This is a genomic window from Lysinibacillus sp. CTST325, assembly GCF_054665055.1.
The window spans coordinates 173,233-197,037 of the sequence record NZ_BAAFHO010000003.1 but is presented as its reverse complement, the minus strand read 5'-3'; the positions used below and the strand labels follow the sequence as shown (position 1 = coordinate 197,037).

Below are 23,805 nucleotides of genomic sequence, written 5' to 3'. Positions count from 1 at the left end.
GTGGCAAGAACATGGCATTAGTATTAGAACAAAATGACAAAATCCGTGAGATTGTAGACGGTAAACGTGTCATTACAAAAAAACCAGAGCTACTTGCCCCTGCAGGTAGTTTAGAAAAATTAAAAGTAGCAGTTCATTATGGAGCGGATGCTGTATTTATCGGTGGACGAGAGTTCGGTCTACGTTCAAACGCAGATAACTTCTCAATTGAAGAAATGCGCGAAGGTGTTGAATTCGCCAATAAATACGGTGCAAAAATATATGTAACGACAAATATTTTCGCCCACAATGAAAATATGGACGGCTTAGAGCAATATTTACAAGATATTGAATCTGCTGGAGTTACAGGCATTATTGTAGCGGATCCATTAATTATTGAAACATGCCGTACAGCTGCACCAAAGCTTGAAATCCACCTTTCTACACAGCAATCTTTATCGAACTGGAAGGCAGTACAGTATTGGAAAGAAGAAGGCTTACATCGTGTCGTATTAGCACGTGAAGTTGGCGGCGAAGAAATGAAGCTGATGAAAGAAAAAGTTGATATTGAAATTGAGGCTTTCGTTCATGGAGCAATGTGTATCGCCTATTCTGGTCGCTGTGTACTTTCAAATCATATGACTGCTCGTGACTCTAACCGAGGTGGTTGCTGTCAATCTTGTCGTTGGGACTATGATTTATATGAGCTAGAAGATGGCGAAGAAAAGGCACTTTTCGATGATAATCACGCACCTTTTGCAATGAGTCCGAAAGACTTAAAGCTGATTGAAGCAATTCCACATATGATTGAGCTTGGTATTGATTCATTAAAAGTAGAAGGTCGTATGAAATCAATTCACTATGTGGCTACAGTTGTTTCAGTGTACCGCAAAGTGATTGACGCTTATTGTGCTAACCCTGAAAATTTCAAAATTAAACGTGAATGGCTAGAGGAACTAGACAAATGTGCTAACCGTGATACTGCTGAAGCATTCTTCCATGATGCCCCTGGCCACGAGGAGCAAATGTTTGGTGTACATGGCCGTAAAACGACTTATGAGTTTGCTGGTTTAATTTTAGAGCATGACCCAGAAACGAAAATGGTTACAATGCAACAACGTAACTATTTTAAACCTGGTGATGAGGTAGAGTTCTTTGGACCAGAAATCGAAAATTTCCGTTTTACAATGGGTGAAATTTGGGATGAGGATGGAAATAGCTTAGATGCTGCACGTCATCCACTACAAATTGTTAAGTTTAAATGCGACACACCATTAAAGCCACATAATATGATGCGAAAGGAGAATAATTAATGGCAGCAAAGCGTCCAGTCGTCATCGGAATCGCTGGTGGCTCATGCTCGGGTAAAACGAGTGTGACCCGTGCTATTTATGATGTTTTCCGCGATCATTCAGTAGTTGTAATTGAACAAGATTTTTATTATAAAGATCAAAGTCATTTAACGTTTGAGGAGCGTTTAGGTACAAACTATGACCATCCGTTAGCGTTTGATAATGATTTGTTAATTGAACACATAAAAAAATTATTGGTCCGTCAACCAATCGAAAAGCCAGTATATGATTATGTGCAGCATACGAGAGCTCAAGAAGTTATTCATGTAGAGCCTGTAGATGTTATTATACTAGAAGGTATTTTAGTGTTAGAAGATGCAGATTTACGTGATTTAATGGACATTAAATTATTTGTAGATACGGACTCGGATTTACGTATTATTCGTCGTATAATGCGTGATATAAAAGAGCGTGGTCGTACAACTGATTCTGTAATCGACCAATATTTATCGGCAGTGCGTCCAATGCATAATTTATTTATTGAACCGACGAAACGTTATGCTGATATTATTATTCCTGAAGGCGGGGATAATGAGGTTGCGATTGATTTAATGGTAACTAAGATTAAAACTATCCTTGAAACCGACAACGTATTGTAATAAGATAGAGTGGTATTGACAATATTTACATGCATATCTGTACATATTTCAGAAAGGCATGCATACTATTAGGTCAAAGAGTAATTTGAAACCGTTTAAAAATAATAAAATTCGATTAAGTGCATCCTACTAGGCCACTTAATCGAGTTTTATGTTTTTATATTGACGAAAACAAGGAGTGAAGAACTTTGGCAAATGAAAAACAGTACCCAATGACAGCTGAAGGTAAAAGAAAATTAGAAGAAGAATTAGTGAAATTAGAAACGGAAACACGTAAGGAAATCGTAGAACGTATTAAAATCGCTCGTGATTTCGGGGATCTTTCTGAAAATGCTGAGTATGATTCTGCAAAAGAAGAACAAGCCTTTTTAGAAGGTCGAATTTCTACATTAAAATCTATGATTCGTAACGCAGTTATTATTTCTGAGGACGAAACAGACAACAGTGTAGTATCACTAGGGAAAACGGTTACATTTGTAGAAGTTATTAATGGGAAACCATCAACAGATGAGGAATCGTATACAATTGTTGGTTCGGCTGAGGCAGATCCAATGGAATTCCGCATTTCAAATGAATCACCAATTGCTAAAGGCTTGCTAGGACGTGCTGAAGGCGAAGAGGTTGTCGTACAAACACCTGGTGGTGAAATGAAAGTTAAAATTATTTCAATAAAATAATTTAGTACAAGCAGTTAGCTTATCTTTGTAAAGGAGAGCTAGCTGCTTTTCTCTTCATCCAGCAAATGTTTTTTGTAACAGCAATAGCAATTACGCCAAGGAGAAGTTGATTCTTGAATCTATATTCTGTGTAAGTTTTTACATCAATGGTAAAAATCTTGTTCATCACCAAAAGTAGTTGATGACTTTTGTTAAAACGTCTACTATGTAAATAAGTTGATTGGAGTGGAGACTGGGCGACTCCTTGGGGATTAGCAACAGAGGAACGAAGGCTAAAACCTTCACATCCTGTGATAACGCCTTCGTGACCAGGCCCGAGACCCTGCAGCGAAGCGAAGCGGCTCATCGGATGCCCCCAGGAAGCTTTGCTCTGTGCGAAAGCGAAACGTCAGCAAATGTTTTCTGTAGCGAAAGCAAAGCGGCAGCTACAAATGTTTTATCTGTGCGAAAGCGAAGCGTCAGCGGCAAAGCGCCCAGTTGGAACGGAAATCAACCACACGCTTTGGCGATGATTCAAAAATCTATTAGAAAATACGTCGATATGTCTATATTTTTCCCTATGAAAAAATATATGAGCACAATTATTTTGCAAGTACTGTTGAACTTGATAGAATATTGGCTAGAGAGGGGGAGACTTCATGAGTGAACGAAAAACTCGAAGCAGTCGTCATTTGCAGCCATCTCGTAATAAAAAGCTAGATAAACTATTGAATGTTTTAATTGGTATTGTCGTGATATTAATTATTATAACAGCAACATTTGTGTTTAAATGGCAGGATGATGCAGGAAAAGCTGAGAAAGACGAGCCAAAACAGGAGCAAAAGAACGATAAAAAAGATGTGAAGGAAGAGCCTTCTAAAGAGCAAAAGAATGATGAATCAGCTCAAGAGGAAAAACCTGCAAAGGAAGAGCCTACAGAAGAATCTCAAACATCTAAACAGGACACTACTACTGAAACTACTTCAGACAACCCAATTGTTGACAAGGTCATAACAAATAAAAATTGGGAACCTACACCTACAACACAAACAGGTCAGCATGTGTCTTCTTACGATGATAAATCAGTAGACTGGGCTGAAAAGATAGCAACAGTTGTGGCAGCTACAGGCATCGAAAAGGACAATATGATTATCTGGCGTATGGGAAATAACGGTAGCGCTAATTCGGCTATTGCAACAGTTTCAACGAATGATAAGACAAAAATGTATCGTGTTAGCATGGAATGGGTCGACAACGAAGGCTGGACACCAGTAAAACTTGAGCAACTAAATACATTAAACGGCGCCTATTGACGAAAATAACTCGTTTTATTATTTTTAATAGAGTTGAATAAAGAAGGGAAGTAACAGAGAGATGAAAATTGCAGTAATCGGCGCAATGGAAGAGGAAGTAGTGCTTTTAAGAGCATCATTAGAGCATGCAAAAAGCACAACAATCGCAGGCAGTGAATATACAACAGGAACTTATAAAGGGAAAGAGGTAGTTTTATTAAAAAGTGGTATTGGTAAAGTAAATGCCGCAATGTCAACTACTATTCTATTACATGAATTCAAGCCTGACGTAGTCATTAATACGGGCTCTGCCGGAGGCTATGATGAAACTCTTGAAGTTGGCGCAGTCGTTATTTCAGATGAAGTTCGTCATCATGATGTAGATGTAACAATTTTCGGTTATGAAATGGGTCAGATGGCAGGTATGCCAGCAGCTTATAAATCAGATGAAAAACTTATGAAAGTCGCTGAAGAGGCAGTAAAGGCTGTTGGAGAGCACCAATATGGTATTGGTTTAATCTGTTCAGGTGATGCCTTTATGAATGATCCTGTTCGTGTAGAAGCTGTCCGTCGTCATTTCCCACAAATGAAGGCAGTGGAGATGGAAGCAGCAGCTGTTGCACAAGTATGTTATCAATTTGGTACTCCGTTTGTTGTTATTCGTGCTTTATCAGATATTGCTGGAAAAGAATCGAATATTAGCTTTGATGAGTTTTTACCAGTAGCTGCAAAGCATTCAACACAAATCGTACTAAAAGCTATCGAATCATTATAAAGTCTAATAATCAGGGAAATAAACTACACAAAATAGTCAAAATGAGTGGCTTTTAGTGTGAGAAAAATCACAGTTTAAAGGTCTCGCTAATGCTAAACTGTTGTTAAATAAATCTCTTCATATTTGGATGGGAGGCATTCATAATGCTATTTTTAACAGCAAGTGTAGTCATTATAACAATGTTACTCGGTACACTTATTTCAGTAGAACTATCAGAATCAGCAGAGTTTCATTAAGAGAAAAAGCTCTCTTGCGACATAAAATCGCAAGAGAGTTTTTTTATTACTTCATTAGTTACGCTAACTTGCTAAGGATTGGCTTATTACTAAAAGTTAGGGTTGATGTTTGGTAAAACGTCTGCTTTGTATAAAGTGATTGTAGTGGGAGCTGGACGACTCTTTGGAAATCAACGTCACAGATAAGACCCTAGAGAGAGCCGGTAGGGGAATAAAGGCTAAAACAACACGTCCTGTGACAACGCCTTTGTAACCTACCTTTTGTTGTTGACGCTTTCGCACCGACACATCCTATTACCCCAGGTGGCTCATCAGAGGCCCCCGGGAGAGCGTCAAGTCGGAACGGAAATCAACTCTACGTTATGATGATAAGCCTAAGGGGTACTTTTGTAACAAAAAATACAAGATTAATTGCAGAATAAAGTAATGGGATTGTTGAAATTTTATAAGTATCAATTTACAATATATTACTCAATAATCTTTTGATCTCGTTTATATAATTGATAGAGTTTAATAAGCGCTCGCTTTTCAATGCGAGATACATAACTACGAGAAATATTTAAACGTGCAGCGATTTCCTTTTGTGTAAGAGCATCTTGTTGGTTTAGACCATAGCGGAGTGTAACGATTTCAAGTTCGCGTTCGTCAAGCATATGCAAATAATGATATAGTTGTGCAACATGCTCTTTATGTTCAAGTTTTTCTGTTGCACTTTCTTCATCGCATTGTAAGAGATCTCGGATTTGTAATGCATTACCATCTTTATCTGTACCGATTGGCTCAAATAAGCTAACATCTTTTTGCACTTTTTTCTGTGTACGCAGATGCATTAAAATTTCATTTTCGATACAACGGGCGGCATAAGTGGCAAGACGGGTTTTTTTGTCAGGAGTATAACTTTCTACGGCTTTCATCAGACCAATAGTACCGATGGAAATATAATCATCAAGTTGTTCATGTTTTGGGTGGAATTTTTTCACAACGTGTGCAACGAGTCTCATATTGCGTTCAATTAGATCAAGACGCGCTTGCTCATCACCGCCTAAAAATCGTTCAATACAAGCAGCTTCCTCTTCTTTTGAAAAGGGTTTATGGAATGTTTGCCCCTTTAAATAGCCAAGTAACGCTGGGATCTCAAGCCATAACTGCAACATAGATGTAAAAATTCCGCTCATTGAATGATTTCATCCTTTCCCCATTTTTCGACAGTATATGTTATAAAACTGTGTTAAATGAAAAAAAGTGCAACAGCAAATGCGCTGTTACACTTTTTTTAACGAGATTGTACTAATCATTAGTAATGCTAGTATTGGGAATAGGAAAAGAAAAAATGCCGGGTGGAACGTATTAGATGCAAAATACGTTAAAGTTAAGATCGTACCTGCCGCTGTAATTGGTAACCCTGTAAAATAGCCGTTTGCTTCAGTAATATTGAAGCGAGCTAATCTCATCGCACCGCAGATGATGTATAGTACTGTCATCGTCATGCCGACGAAACCAAAGTCGACTAAGACAACTTTATACATTAATAATGCAGGCGCTACACCAAATGATATAATATCACTCATAGAATCTAATTGTTTACCTAGATCAGACACTTGTCCGAGTGCTCTAGCTACCTTCCCATCATAACGATCAAGAAGGGCTGCAATAAAGATAAACAAGACACTATAGCTATAGTATTCGTGTAGTGTAGCCATTATGGCCGCGCCGCCGAAGGACATATTACTGATTGTGATAAAGTTTGCTGCTTGCGATTTCATTTTCTTAACCGTGGTATCCACCAACTTGTGATAAAAAAACAAGGGGGATCACTCCTTTGCACTTAAGATATTGTACCATTATACTTCGAATGCGAAAAAATTGACAGTCTAAATTAATCGATAGGGGTTTTGTTTTATGAAAGAAAAATTATATCAACGCTTGATTGAATTAACAAATGGCAAGCAATCCTCCCATCTTTTGCAATCTATAGCAAAAGCAAAGTGGAGTAAACGAATTATTCCTAGTTACATGAAGGTATACGACATTAATCTTGAAGAAGTTTCAAAACAACAACAACAATTTTCAAGTTTACATGACTTTTTTACAAGAGAGCTTTTAAAAGATGCACGTCCAATTGAACAAAATCCCAATACTTATGTAAGTCCAGTGGATGCCAAAGTGGAATCCTTTGGACGTATCGAATGGGATATGACATTCCATGTAAAGGGTAAGCCTTATTCTTTAGTTGATTTACTTGGCAATGCAGAACGTGCTTCACAATATGCAGATGGACATTTTATCGTGTTTTACTTGAGTCCTGCAGATTATCACCGTATTCATAGCCCGATTGATGGGAAAGTGCTACGACAATATACACTTGGTCAAAAATCGTATCCTGTTAATCAGCTCGGTCTTTCATACGGTAAAAAACCCATTTCACACAATTATCGTTCAGTAACGGAGCTGAAAGTGGCGAATGAACAGCAGATAGCGTTTATTAAAGTTGGTGCTACCTTTGTAAATTCTATCATGCTTACTAATACAACAACACAGTGGCATAAGGGTGAAGAAGTCGGATATTTTTCATTCGGCTCAACAGTAGTTATGCTGTTTGAAAAGGATGCAATAGAATTTACGGAAAATGTTGTACAAGGAAGCCCAATTCGAATGGGTGAAGCCTTCGCAAATATGCTATAATGGTCGAATAATACGTTTAGATTAGGGGTCGCTATTTTGTATAATTTTTTATTACCAGATGAATTTGTCACGAGTATTTATGAAATTACACCGGAAAAGCTTCAAGACTTAGGTATTAAAGGGATTATTACGGATTTAGATAATACGCTTGTGGAATGGGACCGTGCAGATGCAACGGAAGAGCTTATTATTTGGCTGCGCATTATGAAAGAATCAGGCATTCGTGTTATTATTGCGTCGAATAACAAAGAAGCACGTGTTAAGCAATTTGCTGAGCCATTAGGTATTCCTTATATTCATAAGGCGAGAAAGCCACTTCGTAATGCCTTTTATAGTGCAATTGTTCAATTAGGGCTACGACCACAGGAAGTAGTAATGGTAGGAGACCAACTATTAACAGATGTAATGGGCGCAAATCGCTTAGGTTTGCATACGGTACTAGTAAAACCAGTTGCACAATCAGATGGGCTCGTAACAAAATTCAACCGATTTATTGAACGTCGTGTGTTCAATAATTTAAAACGAAAAGGAATCAGTACTTGGGAGGAAAAAGAATGAACGAAATGCCAAATTGTATTGGCTGTGGTACAACAATTCAAACAGAAGATAAAACAGCAGTTGGGTATGCACCCCCATCATCATTAGAAAAAGACGTGGTCATTTGCCAACGTTGCTTCCGTTTGAAAAATTATAATGAAATTCAACCAGTGTCATTAACAGATGACGACTTTTTACGCATATTAAACGGTCTTGGAACACAGCAAGGCTTAATCGTAAAAATTGTTGATATATTTGACTTCAATGGGAGCTGGCTACCAGGACTTCACCGCTTCGTAGGTAAAAATCCTGTGTTATTAATCGCGAATAAAGCCGATTTATTACCGAAATCTGTGAAACCGAAAAAAGTGATTAATTGGCTAAAACGTGAAGCAAAGGCTCTAGGTCTACAACCTGTCGATGTACTTTTAGTGAGTGCCCATAAAGGTAAAGGGATGGCCGAAGCAATGGAAGCCATTGATGAGTACCGTAATGGACAAAATGTGTATGTTGTAGGTTGTACAAATGTTGGGAAATCCACGTTCATTAATCGCATTATCAAGCAGGCTACTGGTGAAGGTGAGATTATTACAACTTCTCATTTCCCAGGTACAACTTTAGATATGATTGAAATTCCATTAGATGATGGTAGTGCATTATATGACACACCGGGAATAATTAATCACCATCAGATGGCACACCATATTGACTCTAGTGAATTAAAATATATTATGCCTAAAAAAGGAATAAAGCCAAAAGTGTATCAACAAAATGCTGGACAAACATTATTTATTGGCGCACTTGCTCGTTTTGACTTTATTCAAGGAGAACGTTCGGCATTTACGGTACACGTGGCAAATGACTTACCAATACACCGAACAAAGCTTGAGAAGGCAGATACATTGTATGCAGAGCATAAGGGTGAATTGCTGGCACCTCCAACTGCTGAATTTATAGAACAGCTACCGCCATTAGTGCGTCATGAGTTCTCTATCAAAGAAGCGAAAACAGATGTTGTATTCTCAGGGCTTGGATGGATTACTGTGCAGCATGCCAATGTAGTTGTAGCAGCTTATGCCCCAAAGGGTGTACAAGTTTCAATTCGCCCATCACTAATTTAGGATGTAACAGTAGAGAAGAGGGATTAGGAAATGAAGAAATGGTTTGCGGTTATGGGTGATCCGATTGAGCATTCAAAATCCCCAGCGATGCATAATGCTTGGTTCGAGGAACTGTCGATAGATGCGACGTATATTCCAGTGCATGTTTCTTCTGAAAATTTGGAGTCAGCGGTTGCTGGCCTGAAAACATTAGGTGCTAGTGGCTGGAATATTACAATCCCACATAAAACAGCGATCATTCCTTATTTAGATGAGCTAGATGAGTTGGCAATAAAAATGGGAGCTGTTAATACGGTTGTCCGAACAAAAGAAGGAAGATTAAAGGGATACAATACAGACGGTGTTGGATTTGTACGCTCGTTAGAAGAAGCGGTTGGTAAGTCACATAAAGACAAGCCAGTTCTTCTTATTGGTGCGGGCGGTGCTGCTCGTGGTATTGCTTTTGCAATGCAACAGCAAGGTTATACGAATTTAACCATTGCAAACCGAACAGTGGCAAATGCCCAAGCAATTGTCGATGAAATGGGTGTAGGTCATGCTATTTCTTTAGCAGAGGCTGAGGAAACATTAGCTGATTTCGGCATTTTAGTGCAAATGACATCGGCTGGACTTGCTACGGGCAATTTTTCAATGCCATTTTCATTAGAACGACTTGCAAAAGGCGCAATTGTAGCCGATATTGTGTATAATCCATTAATGACGCCTTTTTTAAAAGCGGCTGAGGAAAAAGGAGCAACCGTCGTTACGGGTCTTGGAATGTTCGTTCACCAAGGGGCTATTGCTTTTGAGCATTGGCTTGGTGAATACCCAAATACAAATTCAATGATTGCGCAATTAAAGGCGCAATTAGGAGGAAATTAATTTTTATGTTAACAGGTAAACAAAAACGTTTTTTACGTGCAGAAGCACATCATTTAACACCGATTTTCCAAGTAGGAAAAGGCGGCGTTAATGACGAAATGACAAAGCAAATCCGTGAAGCATTAGAAGTACGAGAGTTGATTAAGGTACGTATTTTAGATAACTGTGAAGAGGACAAGCATGAAGTTGCAGAAGCACTTGCTAAAGGTACTCATGCAGAGCTTGTGCAATTAATTGGACTGACAGTTGTTTTATATAAAGAGTCACGCAATCATAAAAAGATTGTATTACCAAAAGCAACGAAATAAGGTGAGACGATGAAAAAGGTCGGTTTACTGGGAGGTACATTTAATCCACCACATAATGGACATTTAATGATGGCTAATGAAGTACTGCATGCATTAGATCTAGATGAAGTTCGCTTTATGCCCAATGCGTTGCCACCACATAAGTTCGCACGTCATGATGCTAGCGATGAGGAACGCCTTGAAATGGCAAAGCGTGCAATAAGTCCATATCCGTATTTTTCTGTGGAGTCGTATGAGGTGGAGAAGGGTGGCGTATCCTATTCATATAAGACACTTTCTGCGATGTGTATAAGAGAGCCTAATGTGAAGTTTTACTTTATCATTGGAGGCGACATGATTGATTCGCTTCATACATGGTACTGTATTGATGAATTAGTGAAGCTTGTGCAATTTGTAGGAATAAAGCGTCCAGGAACAGAGGCCACTACAGAGTATCCTATTATTATGGTGGAAGCTCCCCAAATCGATTTATCGTCCACACTGATTCGTGAACGCCTTGCCACTGGAGGAACGGTTACTTTTTTACTGCCTGAAGCGGTAGAGACGTTCATACGAGAGGAAGGTCTATATGGAACGCGAACAGTACTTGGTGGCGATTAAGCCACGCATGCCTGAGAAGCGCTATATTCATACCATTGGTGTAATGGAAACAGCCATTGAGCTAGCAACATTATATGGTGAGGATGAAAAAAAGGCTGAGATAGCTGCCATCCTTCACGATATTGCGAAATATGCAGATATCGAATGGATGGAGAAAATTGTCCGTGATGAAAAATTAGATGCTCGCCTTATTGGCTGGGGTAGTGAATTACTGCATGGTCCAGTAGGTGCATATATTGCAGAAAGCGAATTTGGCATTACAGATGAGGACATATTAAATGCTATTCGTTTTCATACAACAGGACGCGTGGGTATGAGCCGTCTAGAAAAAATTATTTTTGTTGCAGATATGATTGAACCTAATCGTAAATTTGATGGTGTTGATCGTCTACGAAAAAAAGCAAAGAAAAATTTGGATAAAGCGATGAGTGCTTGTGTGCGCCATACATTGGCATTTTTAATTGACACAAAACAACCGGTTTATCCATTATCGATAGAATGTTACAACGATATGATAAAAAGAGAGGACAGTGAAGGATGACTTCAACTTTATTACAAGCAGCTTACAAAGCAATTGACGACAAACATGGTGAGGATATTGTCGTTTTAAATATGCAAGGCATTTCACTTTTAGCAGATTACTTTATTATTGCTCATGGTAATTCTGATCGCCAAGTGCAAGCAATCGCACGTGAATTACAAGACATAGCAGAAAAAGAGGGCTATGAAATTCGCCGTATAGAAGGCTTTGATGGAGCACGCTGGGTTCTTGTTGATCTTGGAGATGTTGTAGCGCATGTATTCCATAAAGATGAACGCGCTTATTATAACTTAGAGCGTCTATGGGGCGATGCACCGCAACTAGACATGCCAGAGGCTTAAGTGTGAATAGTTACGAACGATTTGCACACGTGTATGATGAGCTGCAAACCGATATCCCTTACAATCTTTATGTGGATTGGGTTTCGCAGCATGCACCGAGCAGTCAATTCCCAAATCTTTTAGATATCGGCTGTGGTACAGGTGTGCTTGGCCTGCTGTTTGCGCAGGCAGGTTACAAGGTAAGTGGAATTGACTTATCTGAAAATATGCTTTTAATTGCCGCAGAGCGCTTTGCTGATGCAGGTTTACATGTGCCCCTCTATTGTCTGTCGATGGATGAATTAGAGGGCTTTGAGGCGCTTGACGTTGTAACGATTGCTATTGATTCGCTGAATTATGTAGTGGAAGAAAAAGCAGTTTATTCAACATTAGAACGTATTTATGGTGCTTTACGAGATGGAGGCCAACTGTTTTTTGATGTACATTCATTATTTAAAATGAATGATATATTTTTAGACGGACCGTTTACGTATGACGATGGTGATATTAGCTATGTATGGCATACGGAACCTGGTGATTTTGAACATTCCGTTGTCCACCAAATGACGTTTTATGTGCGTGATGCTGAGAGTGATCTGTATGAACGCTTTGACGAGGAGCATAATCAACGCACATTCTCGATTGAGCAATATATGACGTGGCTTCAGGAAATTGGCTTTAAACATGTAGAAGTAACAGCAGATTTTACAGATGAAGGCCCTGAATATGAAAGTGAACGCATTTTTATCCGTGCGGTAAAATAGGACAACAGCTTGCTGGTAAACTAACCAGTGAGCTGTTTTTACTTTCCGGTGTTTATTTTGTTTCGCAAATAACACTAATTTTCGAAAAAATATTTCTGTTATCTTACAACTCAATTAAAAGGAGCTGAAATTATGTGGCATTTATCATTGCGTGAAAAAAGAATGTATGAAAATGCGATGAAACTATTTATTTACGAATCTGATGAAGAGTGGACAGATTACCTTACCTATGCAAAAGAAAATGATATTGATCCATATAAGGAAAAGAAGCAGGAGTTAGATGTAATACGCGATAGTTTAATGAACTATTTACCACTGCGATTTCAACCATATGTTTTAGATAGTACGTTGAATACACCAAATGTTCCTAAACATGTACGAGAAGATTTTTTAGGATGGAGAAATGAACAGGAGCAGCTATTTGAAAATATTCTCGATGCGGCATATGAGGAAAAGCAGAAAACGTTAGCTTATATGGAACCGAAGGAAAGAGAGGTCTTTGAGCAAAGCCTCCATGATGCAACAATAGTTAGTATTCGCCGTAATGCTACTCAAGTAGAATTAACATTTGATATGGCAGGGGGCTTTACTGCAAAATCAATCATTTCTCTAACGTTTAACAATATTTTAAGTGAAGTAGGTCAAGTAGAACTAGAGCAGTTTTATATTTATGATGAGCTCAGAAAAACAGCGAATGGAATGGCACTACGTGTTATTTTTGATTGCCCAGAGGTAGAATGGACGATTGAAGCAGAGGAGTTAGAAGCTGCATTTTATTATCGTCCAAAAACATATAGTGATTTTGCTGATAACGGTAATTTTTCTACGTACGTTCAAACATTGCAGCTAGAGCATGGCTTAATCTTTATTACGCCGCAATTAAAAAAACGAGTAGTCGAGATTCAGCAACAAGCACCGTTTTTAATTTTTGAAAATAGTCAACTATATGCAAATGAACATGGCGTTTTTGTAGATACAATACGTGTGGCAGACAAATTAGATGATTGTATTCATTTTTTACATACAGATACATATGAAGACCCGTATGCACATTTTAGTGAGCCAGTACCAATACAGGACTTGGAGGAAGCGGCCCTCGGTAAAGATTTAGAGTTAAAGGTTCGTGCATGGAATACGATGTATGCCAATCCAGTACAGCTCGCGGAGAAGATTAATCATATTTTAATGAAGATGAATCCCGCTCAAGAGGATGATATGATGCAAAATGTGTTTATTCGCCATTTTTACAATGAGGGAATCTTAACGACTGAGCTCCAAGCGAAATTTAAAGATATCTTAGCAGAATAACGCTTGTAGAAAGTAATGCTGAAAAGACGCTGGGACAAAACTGGTCGAATCCTTAAAAAGTGCGAGAAATCAATTTGGAAACGTTGATTTCTCGCGCTTTTTTGATGTAAAAATTTTCATACGCAAATTTTTAATGCGGTCAGATAGTGTTGCATGAAGGTAGATGTCGATATTTTTCGAAAGTTGGTAGATAAATTAAAAAAGTTGGTAGATAAATCGATTAAGTTGGTCGATAAACAATCAAAAGTTCTCGATAAATCTCAAAACTGCAGCTTAAATTTTCTACATTAATGACCATAAAAACAAAAGTGACGGATAGAACGTCAGCAACACATTGTGCTCATCTCCACATTTTGATGCATGGCGATCTTTACTAAAGTCTAGGGTCGACAGGATCACTTTCGAGTGCTAATGTCCCGAGTACACATTCATGAATACGGGCAGTCGATTCACCTTTAACAAAACGTTCTATTCCTTCTAGTCCGAGTGCGAATTCACGCAATGCATGCTTCATTTTTTTGCTTGGATTACGTTCCTTCAGTTTCGTTAAATGTGAAGGCTCTAAATAGTCCATACCATAAATAATTCGTAAATACTCACGACCACGTACTTTAATTGCGGGCTGAATGAGCTTGCCATTATATTTTGTGACAAATATTTCAGGTTTAATAACAATACCTTCATGACCAGCAGCAGTCATTTCCTCCCACCAAGTGATGATCTCCTGTTCAGAAGCTTCATCCGTAATGACTTTAAACTCTGTTTCAATAAATAGTGTTGAATTTTTTGCAAAAAGTCGATTCATTTCCATATGCCATATATGCGGTTTATGGAAAAATGTTTCCGAACTATGTGCTAATACATGGAAGGGTGCAATTTGAATAGATGAAGCATCCTGGACATCCCAACAATAATTTTGGTAAACAGTTGAAAATCGTTGTGCATTTTCAAGTAAGCCCTTATACTCCTGAAGCCATTGTGAAACATCGATTTGTGCTGTGTCACGTAGTTTCTCCATTAGCTTTGTGCGGTCCATTAGTGCTTGCTCAGCTACATGTGCATACTGCTGATCGATTAGTTGTTGTGCTTTTAAGTTCCAAGGTAAAATTTCCGCATCAAGTAGTACGAAATTTGTATTAAACTGTTCGAAATAATTTTTCTCTATTAATTCTGTATGAAGTTGTTGCAAAATTTTTTGTTCCGTCTCTTTATCGAAAAACCGTCTTCCTGCTCTAGTTGTAATAATACCAAGTGTTTCTGTATCAACATATTCCTTTGCAATAAGCGCATCTTTAAACAGTAAAAGAACAGCGCGACTGCCCATATGTTTTTTCTCGGCAATCATTGTCTGAACACCGTGCTTTTTATAATAGGCAAATGCCTCAGAAGGGTGTTCCAACGTATCTGCTAACGCAGATGTTTGTGGTGTTGGGCTCATCGTAGGTGGAATATAAACTAGTTGTTCTAACGGCAATGCATAATGAGAAACACTGTCGATCGCTGCCTTTGCATGAGCACCGCCTATTTGTACATTGTTAAAGTATGCAGTTTCCACTGTGAATCCTTCTAAAAATGCCCCGATGTTTGGTGGGGCAAAACGTTGAGCTTTTGCCTCAAGTAGAGGATTTCGTTCGATACCGGCATAGTTTTTATAGGCCTTCACAAACTCAATTGTCTTTTCAGGGTAACGAAAAGCAGTTAGCTGACCGCCAAAAACAACTCCTTGATCAATATTCAACGTATTATTTTGCTTTAACGGATGAATTTTAGGATCATGCCCCCAAATAATAAGCTGTGATGTTTGATGATCTATAAACCAATCATTACGAATAGGTTTTCCAGATTTATCTTGCCCCTGAACATCACCGTAACGACAGAAATCAGAAATTCTTGTCGATTGTTTGCCTATATAACGGTCACGGATACCTGCGTGTGTAACAACAGCTGAAGAAATGCCATTATTCACTAACAAATAGTGAGAGGGAGCAGCAAGTAAACATTTCGCGAGACGAGCTTTTAAGGCTTTTGTTTTCTCCGCTCCGTAATCTTCTTCATAAGCATTCAATTCAGCTTCGACTAGCTCATCCCCATGATGTAATGTTACTTTGCGTCCATCTAACCAACGAGCGATTTTCCAGCCATGATTACTGTCAGTCATATAGGCAAGCCCACGCTCTATATGGCGATCAAAAAAGTCCATCGTTGCGATTGATTTTGGTCCTCGGCTCATAATATCACCAACTGAAACAAAGCGTCGACCTTGTGGATGCATATAGTAACCTTCCTCATTTTCTTCGTAGCCTAGCTTACCAAGTAGTTCGATAAATTCATCAAAGCAGGCATGAATATCACCAATAATATCAAGCCCAGCCTCTACATTTAACAGTAGCGTTGACTTTTGTCTTGATAATGTTAGTTCATCCGTCTCTGTCACAATATAGGTTTTAGTAAACGACTCTTTTTTAATAAATCGTTTTTCTGCTTTTAATAAGCGTGCCTGCTGTTTAATACGCTTACTACCTCTTGGGTCTTTGCGAAAAGTATCTCGATGTAACAATTCATCAAGAGAAATGTCCAATACAATTGCACTAACAGGAACATGTAGTTTTTTTCCAAGCGAAATATATTTTTGACGTTCCTCTGATTGTAAATGTGTAGCATCAACAAAGGTGCATTTATTTAATGAGCTCCTAGCCTCTAAAACGCGTTCCATAACAGCAAAGGCTTGTGCTGAAATAGCGAAATATTCATCATATAATAAATCTGCTTCTTCCTTCGAATGATGTTGAAAATCGATATAATCCGTATCTGAAACAAGTGTCCTATAAGCATCAGAGCTAATAATTTCTGAAGGAGAAAGCATACCTGCATTAACCCATTGTTGTAAAAGAGTAGATTTTCCACTATTGGATGGACCAATTAGCAGAACAATCCCTGCATGTGGAATCTTGATGTTCATACATTCTCCTCCTTTTTAGTATAGATGCACATTTGGGTAGGTTGTCCGTAAATATCATGTTGATCGCCGATGCCAGTAAATGAAAGCTCATATTGTTCGTTGCGATTCATCGCATGACACCACTCTTGAAATTGTTTGCGTGTCCATTCAAATCGGTGATCATTATGACGCATTTCATCTAATTCGTAAACAGCATTGTATTCAGCATTTGGTGTTGTCACAATTAATGTTTGAGGACTATATTGAGTTAAAAGCAACTCCATTATTTTAGGTAATCTTTCCTCATTAATATGTTCAATGACTTCACATAAAACAATGACGTCTTTATGTTGTAATCGTGCATCGTAATAAAATAGCGAGCCCCATGTAGGTTTTGGGGTTACAAATGCATCCTCTAAGCCTTCAAAACGCTTGATCGCTTTTTTCATTGCAGCTTCACTTGGTTCAACCGCAAGCAACTCGTCAATTCCTTTAACGTAGGCAAGTAAACTTGAAAGCTTTCCTTCACCAGAACCAAAATCAACAATTGATGATTTTCGAGGTAGATTTTTAATGGTTTCAACAATTTTTTCGTAGCGTAATGTATTGAGTGACCGCGTTACATTTTGTGGTGCTGTGTTACCATCATATAAATGGGAGAAACGTAGGGCTTTTTTATAAATAAATTCTTTCATTGGATGTGTATCTAACCAGTCTTCTCCGTATCGTTTAAGCTTATCGACTTCCAACTCATCGATAAAGTAGTGCTTATAATCATCTAATACTGGGATCAGTACAAAGAGATGCTGTAGTGCTTGTTGTAGCGTAATGTCCGCGGATAATGTGAGAAAACGCGCACGATGGTCGCTATTCAAAGCCTCGATGTTGACAGTATAGCCAAGAGGCTGAAACAATTCATTTATCGTGTCATTTGTCATAGCTGAAGCGATTGGACCGAATTCAAATGTGAATGAAAATGCTTGAGCTACCCATTCAATATATTGTTCTTTCGGTTTGCCATTCAACGCAGTACCTAAAGCAGAACGGATAAGGGATAAAAAAATACTACTAGCGGCGAATTCCCGGTCATTAATATAATGTGTAATATCAAGTGCGTTGGTATTTTGAACAAGTGCGAGTGCATTTGGCGTAACAAATATTGTCACAGCAAGGTTTGTTTCAGAAAGCTCGTGATAAACAAGTCGAACTAAATGATCTTTCACACGCCGTTCGTATAGATTATTCGGATTTTTTGATAGTAAGTAGGAGATAGCTTTCACATTTTCTCCCTTTGCCTGTATTGTTAGCTGCATATTCTTCCTCCATTCAGTACGCAAAGGCATAATGTGTCTACTTTATTGTGGCTCATCACCATAACTTGTAGTTGATTCCCGTTCGGAATGAGCGCTTTCCAGAGGGGACGATGAGCCTAAGAATTCGCCCAATCTCCATCCCAAACTTTCGGTGATGGGCCATTATTCAAAGCATAGCATAGTTTTATATCATTATGTCAGCGTATCATAAGCAAAAGGCGGATGCCTTCGTTTTTGTCTTAATAGATAAATTATCTTTTCAACACTTGAATGATATTGTAAGATGAAATAGACTCCATATGATTACCTTTTGCAAAGGAAAGGATGTTATTTGATGATCCAATCTTTTTGGCAAAAGTACAAAAAAAGTATGTTGCTCCCCGGCATACTAGTAATCAGTGGACTTTGTTACTTCTTTTTTTCGAGATCTGACTCTTCACCTCCCCAAGAAGAGCTCATCGAAACAATCCAACCTATTGAACAACCTGATATGAAAGAATCTGTTGATGAAGCGGTCATACAGCAGGTATTTGTTGATATAAAGGGTGCTGTTATGTATCCAGGTGTCTATGAGCTACAGAATGACCAGCGAATTATAGATGCAGTGCAGCTTGCAGGAGGCTATACGCAGAATGCTGATACGCAACTCATTAATCATGCACAAAAAGTTGAGGATGAGATGGTTATTTACGTTCCTATAAAGGGTGAAAAGCCTAACGATATTACCTCTAATATCTTGACGATACCGACTAACGGAGCATCACAAGGTAACAACGGTGTAAAAGATCAAAAGGTTAATTTAAATAAAGCAGATGCAGCTGCACTTACGACATTATCAGGTATTGGTCCATCTAAGGCTCAAAGCATTATTTCGTATCGTGAGGAGAATGGTGGTTTTAAAACAATTGAAGACTTAAAAAAAGTGAGTGGTATTGGCGAAAAAACGTTTGAGAAGCTGAAGGATTTCATTACCGTTAAGTAATGGCAGGAATTTTGAGATATTGACGTTTCTTTTCAAAAAGGGCTACACTATAAAGCATAGTGACTGTTGCAATAAAGGCACAGTTTGTTAATGGCTCATCACCAAAAGTTGTGGATGAAATTTGATAAGACATATGCCAATAAGTGATTGGAGTGGAGACTGGGCGACTCCTTGGGGATCAGCGATAGAGGAACGAAGGCTAAAATCATCACATCCTGTGATAACGCCTTCGTGACCAACATCGTGTTGGCCCGAGACCCTGCAGCGAAGCGGCTCATCGGACGCCCCCAGGGAAGCGCCTAGTCGGAACGGAAATCAACCACACGTTATGGTGATGAGCCTTGTTAATTCAATGTATGTAAAATTTTGGAGGTAGTCATATGGAGCGAATTACTTGGGATCAATTTTTCATGGCACAAAGCCATTTACTCGCATTACGTAGTACATGTACAAGGCTTGCAGTAGGAGCAACTGTCGTTAGAGATAAGCGAATTATAGCAGGTGGTTATAACGGTTCAATTACAGGTGATGAACATTGTATTGAAAATGGCTGCTATGTTGTTGAGAACCATTGTGTGCGTACAGTGCATGCCGAAATGAATGCACTGCTACAATGTGCTAAATATGGTACGCCTACAAAAGGTGCAGACTTATATGTTACGCATTTCCCGTGTCTACCATGTACGAAATCTATTATTCAAGCAGGTATTGATCGAGTGTATTACGCTACTGATTATAAAAATAACCCTTATGCACAAGAACTATTTGAAAAAGCAGGTGTAGAGGTTGTACACGTTCCTTTTGATGAACGTAAAATCGACTTTTTAAGCGACGAAAAATTAGCCTTGTACATAGACATGCTAAACGAGCTTCGTGAAAGTGGTATGCCTGCAGAAAAATTGCTCCCATATGAACAGAAGGTGAGTGCATTATTTGGCAAAAAGCTTTAAAGCATAAATGGATTTACGTAGCACTAGCTGTACTTGTTGCTTCAATAGCGGCACACAAGTCAGCTTGGCTACTCGCTATTCTTCTGCTTTTCGCATTATGGCTTAAATTGAAAGGTGAAACTCATTTAATTTCAGCGCTTGTAATCGTCAGTGGATTTCTTTCCTATTTCTTCATTGTTACATTTCAAATGACGGAATCTCCCCCGCTACCGTCAACAATCCAAATAACTTGGTCGAGTGAATATAAAATAAATGGTCAAAAACTTAGAGGCTTTGTCAAAACTGAAACAGGTGAGAAGCTGTATATCGTCTATACGTTTTCATCAGAAGAAGAGAAAAGCTTGTATGAAACTACTTCATTGACAGGTAGGATCTATCGAGTTCAAGGAGAACTTATAGCACCTCTTCCACCTGCACATGCGTATGCGTTTTCTATGGAAAAATATTTAATCAGTAAAGGTGCTAGGGGAATATTTGAAGTTTCAAGCTGGACCTTTATTGAAGAGAAAAAATCCGTACGTTCGTTTCTTGCTAAACAGAGACACTCTATGAAAAAACATATTGAAACAACATTCCCGGATTCACTAGTTGCAGAGGCACAAGCACTTCTAATAGGATTACAGGATCAAGTCGACCATGAACTTCAAAGAGCCTACCAAAAGCTTGGTATCACCCATATATTTGCTATCTCTGGTTTGCATGTGGCACTTGTCTCATGGTTGTTTTTTGAAGGCCTTCTACGTATAGGCGTACGGAAGGAAATGGCGACCTTAGTTTTACTCATCATCTTACCTATCTATGGGGTGATTGCAGGTGGTGCTCCTTCCGTATGGCGCGCAGTATCTGTTGTAGAATTAATCATGCTGATGCGTTACGCTAGGTGGCAAATATCGATTGACGACGCCCTAGCAATTAGCTTTCTTTGCTTTGTCCTACTTGAACCAGGTGTTATTTATCAGATTGGCTTTCAATTGTCATATTTAGCAACGGTTAGTCTCGTCTATTCGGGTGTCATTTTAAGACGATCCACGAACTGGTTGATTCGTTCATTTTTTATTACATTTGTGTGCCAGCTACTTGTTTATCCATTATTACTCCATCATTTTTATGAAATTTCTATTTCATCATTTTTAGCGAATATTATTTTCGTACCACTGTTTTCCTGTGTTATTTTGCCCTTAAATATTGCCATGTTTGTAATAACGATTATATCGATGCCAGTAGCAAAAGCTTTGTTTGTTGGATACGAGCCGCTCCGTGTTTGGCTTACAAACTTTATTTTATACCTTCAAGAATTGCCGTTTCAGCTGTGGTCGCCTGGGAAGCCTGCAATATGGCTTATTTGCGTTGCATTGATAAGTGTATTAGCGGGATTCTATTTTATAGAGATAAAACATTATGGTAAATTCGCAGTTGTGATTTTTATTCCTGTATTGTGTATTCATTTATCACCGATGTTATTTAACGATACTAAGCTGACATTTTTGAACGTTGGTCAGGGTGATTGTACAGTTATAGAATTGCCGTTTAGAAGGGCTGTGTATGTTATTGATTCAGGCGGTTTACTACGCTTTGAGCAGGAAGTATGGAAAACTTCAGAAAGCCCATATGAGGTTGGGAGACAAGTTGTTGTACCGTTTTTGAAAGGAAAAGGGATACGAGACATTGATATTTTTATCGCCACTCATGCGGATGCTGATCACGTAGAGGGAGCTGAAGAGATTTTGCAAGAGATTAATATGCATGAAATTCATCTCACCCCTGGTTCGATGGATAAGCCTGTAATGCGGGATTTACTGATGGAAGCCCAAAAGCAAAAAGTTCCTGTGAAAGAAAAAATGCAGGGAACTGCGTGGCGTATAGGAAAAACTAGTTTTTATTATTTATGGCCCCGTGACACCCTTTATGAGGGGAATGATGATTCAATTGTTTTATATATGCAACAGGGGTCATTTCGAGCGTTGTTAACGGGTGACTTAGAGGAACATGGTGAACAGGAGCTTATTCATCTTTACAACAAGCAATTAGCGAATATGACAGTGTTGAAGGCTGGCCACCATGGCAGTAAAACATCGAGTATTGAGCCTTTTGTAGAGCTGTTACGGCCTGAATTAACCATTTTCAGCGCGGGGTTCAATAACCGCTATCGTCATCCACATGCTGAGATAGTGGAGCGTTTTACAAGTCGAAATTTAGCTACTTTAACAACTGGAATAGATGGGACGATTGAAGTAAGAATTCGTGGCAATAGATGGTCTGTGCAAAAGGAAAAAGACCTTGTCCAATGAGCAAGGTCTTTTCCCACGTACATGACATTCAATTATTTAGAGGCTACTTCTACTACTACCGCGATGAGAAACATAAGTGCAAACATTCCGAATGATACACCGAAGCCAACTCCTGAATCAGTTGCATCGTTACGGCTACATTGTATGTTTTTTCCTTCAAATGGATTCATTGTTATCCCTCCAATTCTGTTATTTATTATAAGACATCGTTTTCATAAAAGCTATATCGAAACGGAGAATTTACCATGTGGCAAAGAATCGACACAATTCGGTCAAAGTCACAAAGGAATTTCAAATCATGTATACTAGTAGTATTGCTAGATGGAGGGAAAATTATGATTTCAACGGTTTGGAATAATATCAAAAAAGGAGAGCTCTCACCAGTGTATTTACTCGTGGGTGAGGAAGGCTATTTTATAGATGAAACAGTAAAACGATTAAAAGAAGCGATAGGACCCGAAGAAGAGATAGAGATGTCAACATTTGATTTGGAAGAAATACCAGTGGATGCCGTTATGGATGAAGCAGATACTATTCCTTTTTTCTCTGAGCGAAAGCTTATCATTGCTAAAAACGCATCCTTCTTAAAGGCAACCGAAAAAGGCAAAGAAAAAATTGACCATGATATTAAACGCTTAGAAACATGGCTTGCTAATCCTTCTGATTTTTCAGTAACAGTTTTTATCGCACCTTATGAAAAATTGGATGAACGTAAAAAAGTGACAAAGATGATGAAGGAGCATGCGTTATTAGTCCAAGCTGAAACACCAAAGGAGCAGGACTTAGCTGTGTGGATACAGAGTAGAGTAAAAGCAGAGGGCAACAGCATTACACAAAATGCGATTGAGCAGCTTGTCACGATGGTTGGATCAAATATGCTACAGTTGCAAATGGAAATTGAGAAGCTAACTCTTTATATAGGAGATGGCGGTGAAATAACTACTACGCTAGTCGAGGATTTAGTGGCAAAAACGTTAGAGCAGGATGCCTTTAAAATGTTAAATGCTTATTTTGCGAACGATTCTGTAGGGGCACTGTCTATTTATCACGATTTATTACGTCAAAAGCAAGAGCCTATCATGCTTGTTGGTTTGCTAGCTTCAAATGTACGTACGATGTCCAATGTGTTTTATTTATTAAAAAAGGGCTATCATCCACAGCAAATCGCAAAAAATTTAAAAATACATCCTTATCGTGTCAAGTTGATGGTTGAGCAGCGTAATCGTCCATCAGAGGAAAGCTTATTGAAGGCGTTATATCAGTTAGCAGAGGTAGATTTACAACTGAAATCAACAGGAGGCAATCGTGAGCGTTATTTAGAACTCTTTTTACTGCGTCAGCTTTAAGGATTGTGTCGTAAGAAAACATCTATTAATGAGCTGTCCGGGGCAATAGGGGCAGCT

26 protein-coding genes are annotated in these 23,805 nt (G+C 38.6%); 19 read left to right on the top strand and 7 right to left on the bottom strand.

All coding sequences use genetic code 11. From position 1 onward, the window contains the following. Nucleotides 1–11 precede the first annotated feature (11 nt). From ACYQ73_RS10735 to greA, 3 genes are all read left to right on the top strand, one after another. On the top strand, nucleotides 12–1,292 hold the full coding sequence (locus ACYQ73_RS10735; protein ID WP_460012491.1) for a peptidase U32 family protein: 1,281 nt from the start codon (nucleotides 12–14) through the stop codon (nucleotides 1,290–1,292). Further along, the gene (udk, locus tag ACYQ73_RS10730; RefSeq protein ID WP_386827614.1) at nucleotides 1,292–1,930 is read left to right on the top strand and encodes a uridine kinase; all 639 of its coding nucleotides are present in this window, start codon (nucleotides 1,292–1,294) and stop codon (nucleotides 1,928–1,930) included. Before ACYQ73_RS10735 ends, udk begins: the two co-directional genes overlap by 1 nt. Nucleotides 1,931–2,118: 188 nt before the next feature. Then, on the top strand, nucleotides 2,119–2,607 hold the full coding sequence (greA, locus tag ACYQ73_RS10725; protein ID WP_049667741.1) for a transcription elongation factor GreA: 489 nt from the start codon (nucleotides 2,119–2,121) through the stop codon (nucleotides 2,605–2,607). Nucleotides 2,608–2,626: 19 nt separating this feature from the next. On the opposite strand, the gene ACYQ73_RS10720 is transcribed toward greA, so the two are convergent. Continuing rightward, nucleotides 2,627–2,953: a hypothetical protein gene (locus ACYQ73_RS10720; RefSeq protein WP_460012490.1), complete on the bottom strand. Its 327-nt coding sequence runs from the start codon at nucleotides 2,951–2,953 to the stop codon at nucleotides 2,627–2,629. Nucleotides 2,954–3,245: 292 nt separating this feature from the next. Between ACYQ73_RS10720 and ACYQ73_RS10715 the strand changes: the two genes are divergently transcribed. Both ACYQ73_RS10715 and mtnN read left to right on the top strand, forming a co-directional pair. Continuing rightward, nucleotides 3,246–3,899, top strand: coding sequence for a YrrS family protein (locus ACYQ73_RS10715; RefSeq protein WP_460012489.1), 654 nt, complete (start codon nucleotides 3,246–3,248; stop codon nucleotides 3,897–3,899). A gap of 61 nt (nucleotides 3,900–3,960) precedes the next feature. Further along, complete coding sequence (gene mtnN, locus ACYQ73_RS10710; RefSeq protein WP_460012488.1) at nucleotides 3,961–4,653, top strand: 5'-methylthioadenosine/S-adenosylhomocysteine nucleosidase; 693 nt, start codon at nucleotides 3,961–3,963, stop codon at nucleotides 4,651–4,653. Between the two features lie 703 nt (nucleotides 4,654–5,356). Here the strand turns inward: mtnN and sigK are convergent. Further along, on the bottom strand, nucleotides 5,357–6,064 hold the full coding sequence (gene sigK / locus ACYQ73_RS10705) for an RNA polymerase sporulation sigma factor SigK (RefSeq protein ID WP_053484741.1): 708 nt from the start codon (nucleotides 6,062–6,064) through the stop codon (nucleotides 5,357–5,359). Between the two features lie 87 nt (nucleotides 6,065–6,151). After that, entirely contained in the window at nucleotides 6,152–6,652 is a 501-nt protein-coding gene (gene pssA, locus ACYQ73_RS10700) for a CDP-diacylglycerol--serine O-phosphatidyltransferase (protein WP_460012487.1), read from the bottom strand. A gap of 136 nt (nucleotides 6,653–6,788) precedes the next feature. Between pssA and ACYQ73_RS10695 the strand changes: the two genes are divergently transcribed. From ACYQ73_RS10695 to ACYQ73_RS10650, 10 genes are all read left to right on the top strand, one after another. Next, the gene (locus tag ACYQ73_RS10695) at nucleotides 6,789–7,571 is read left to right on the top strand and encodes a phosphatidylserine decarboxylase (protein ID WP_460012486.1); all 783 of its coding nucleotides are present in this window, start codon (nucleotides 6,789–6,791) and stop codon (nucleotides 7,569–7,571) included. A gap of 36 nt (nucleotides 7,572–7,607) precedes the next feature. Continuing rightward, nucleotides 7,608–8,129, top strand: coding sequence for a YqeG family HAD IIIA-type phosphatase (locus ACYQ73_RS10690; RefSeq protein ID WP_049667747.1), 522 nt, complete (start codon nucleotides 7,608–7,610; stop codon nucleotides 8,127–8,129). Beyond that, the gene (gene yqeH / locus ACYQ73_RS10685) at nucleotides 8,126–9,229 is read left to right on the top strand and encodes a ribosome biogenesis GTPase YqeH (RefSeq protein WP_460012485.1); all 1,104 of its coding nucleotides are present in this window, start codon (nucleotides 8,126–8,128) and stop codon (nucleotides 9,227–9,229) included. Before ACYQ73_RS10690 ends, yqeH begins: the two co-directional genes overlap by 4 nt. Nucleotides 9,230–9,259: 30 nt before the next feature. Continuing rightward, nucleotides 9,260–10,090, top strand: coding sequence for a shikimate dehydrogenase (gene aroE / locus ACYQ73_RS10680; protein ID WP_460012484.1), 831 nt, complete (start codon nucleotides 9,260–9,262; stop codon nucleotides 10,088–10,090). Nucleotides 10,091–10,095: 5 nt separating this feature from the next. Further along, complete coding sequence (gene yhbY, locus ACYQ73_RS10675; protein WP_460012483.1) at nucleotides 10,096–10,398, top strand: ribosome assembly RNA-binding protein YhbY; 303 nt, start codon at nucleotides 10,096–10,098, stop codon at nucleotides 10,396–10,398. Between the two features lie 9 nt (nucleotides 10,399–10,407). Then, nucleotides 10,408–10,998, top strand: coding sequence for a nicotinate-nucleotide adenylyltransferase (locus ACYQ73_RS10670; protein ID WP_460012482.1), 591 nt, complete (start codon nucleotides 10,408–10,410; stop codon nucleotides 10,996–10,998). Continuing rightward, nucleotides 10,967–11,539: a bis(5'-nucleosyl)-tetraphosphatase (symmetrical) YqeK gene (gene yqeK, locus ACYQ73_RS10665; RefSeq protein ID WP_460012481.1), complete on the top strand. Its 573-nt coding sequence runs from the start codon at nucleotides 10,967–10,969 to the stop codon at nucleotides 11,537–11,539. The genes ACYQ73_RS10670 and yqeK overlap by 32 nt, the downstream gene beginning before the upstream one ends. Beyond that, the gene (gene rsfS, locus ACYQ73_RS10660; protein ID WP_460012480.1) at nucleotides 11,536–11,880 is read left to right on the top strand and encodes a ribosome silencing factor; all 345 of its coding nucleotides are present in this window, start codon (nucleotides 11,536–11,538) and stop codon (nucleotides 11,878–11,880) included. Before yqeK ends, rsfS begins: the two co-directional genes overlap by 4 nt. 2 nt (nucleotides 11,881–11,882) lie before the next feature. Further along, nucleotides 11,883–12,623: a class I SAM-dependent DNA methyltransferase gene (locus tag ACYQ73_RS10655; protein WP_460012479.1), complete on the top strand. Its 741-nt coding sequence runs from the start codon at nucleotides 11,883–11,885 to the stop codon at nucleotides 12,621–12,623. Nucleotides 12,624–12,755: 132 nt separating this feature from the next. Beyond that, nucleotides 12,756–13,931, top strand: a complete 1,176-nt coding sequence (locus ACYQ73_RS10650; protein WP_460012478.1) for a DUF4085 family protein — start codon at nucleotides 12,756–12,758, stop codon at nucleotides 13,929–13,931. Between the two features lie 373 nt (nucleotides 13,932–14,304). Here ACYQ73_RS10650 and ACYQ73_RS10645 read toward each other — a convergent pair whose 3' ends face one another. After that, nucleotides 14,305–16,890, bottom strand: a complete 2,586-nt coding sequence (locus ACYQ73_RS10645) for a polynucleotide kinase-phosphatase (RefSeq protein ID WP_460012477.1) — start codon at nucleotides 16,888–16,890, stop codon at nucleotides 14,305–14,307. Beyond that, nucleotides 16,887–18,182 carry a methyltransferase domain-containing protein gene (locus ACYQ73_RS10640; RefSeq protein ID WP_460012476.1) on the bottom strand — a complete coding sequence of 432 codons (1,296 nt, stop codon included), beginning with the start codon at nucleotides 18,180–18,182 and terminating at the stop codon, nucleotides 16,887–16,889. The genes ACYQ73_RS10645 and ACYQ73_RS10640 overlap by 4 nt, the downstream gene beginning before the upstream one ends. Nucleotides 18,183–18,516: 334 nt before the next feature. On the opposite strand from ACYQ73_RS10640, the gene ACYQ73_RS10635 reads away from it, so the two are divergent. Beyond that, nucleotides 18,517–19,164, top strand: coding sequence for a helix-hairpin-helix domain-containing protein (locus ACYQ73_RS10635; protein ID WP_460012475.1), 648 nt, complete (start codon nucleotides 18,517–18,519; stop codon nucleotides 19,162–19,164). 98 nt (nucleotides 19,165–19,262) lie between these two features. On the opposite strand, the gene ACYQ73_RS10630 is transcribed toward ACYQ73_RS10635, so the two are convergent. Next, complete coding sequence (locus ACYQ73_RS10630) at nucleotides 19,263–19,442, bottom strand: hypothetical protein (protein ID WP_460012474.1); 180 nt, start codon at nucleotides 19,440–19,442, stop codon at nucleotides 19,263–19,265. A 102-nt stretch (nucleotides 19,443–19,544) separates the two neighbouring features. Between ACYQ73_RS10630 and ACYQ73_RS10625 the strand changes: the two genes are divergently transcribed. Beyond that, the gene (locus ACYQ73_RS10625; RefSeq protein ID WP_460012473.1) at nucleotides 19,545–20,114 is read left to right on the top strand and encodes a ComE operon protein 2; all 570 of its coding nucleotides are present in this window, start codon (nucleotides 19,545–19,547) and stop codon (nucleotides 20,112–20,114) included. Between the two features lie 107 nt (nucleotides 20,115–20,221). Continuing rightward, entirely contained in the window at nucleotides 20,222–22,402 is a 2,181-nt protein-coding gene (locus tag ACYQ73_RS10620) for a DNA internalization-related competence protein ComEC/Rec2 (RefSeq protein WP_460012472.1), read from the top strand. Between the two features lie 32 nt (nucleotides 22,403–22,434). Here ACYQ73_RS10620 and ACYQ73_RS10615 read toward each other — a convergent pair whose 3' ends face one another. Next, nucleotides 22,435–22,572, bottom strand: coding sequence for a YqzM family protein (locus ACYQ73_RS10615; RefSeq protein WP_460012471.1), 138 nt, complete (start codon nucleotides 22,570–22,572; stop codon nucleotides 22,435–22,437). 165 nt (nucleotides 22,573–22,737) lie between these two features. Between ACYQ73_RS10615 and holA the strand changes: the two genes are divergently transcribed. Next, entirely contained in the window at nucleotides 22,738–23,748 is a 1,011-nt protein-coding gene (gene holA / locus ACYQ73_RS10610) for a DNA polymerase III subunit delta (protein ID WP_460012470.1), read from the top strand. Nucleotides 23,749–23,805 lie beyond the last annotated feature (57 nt).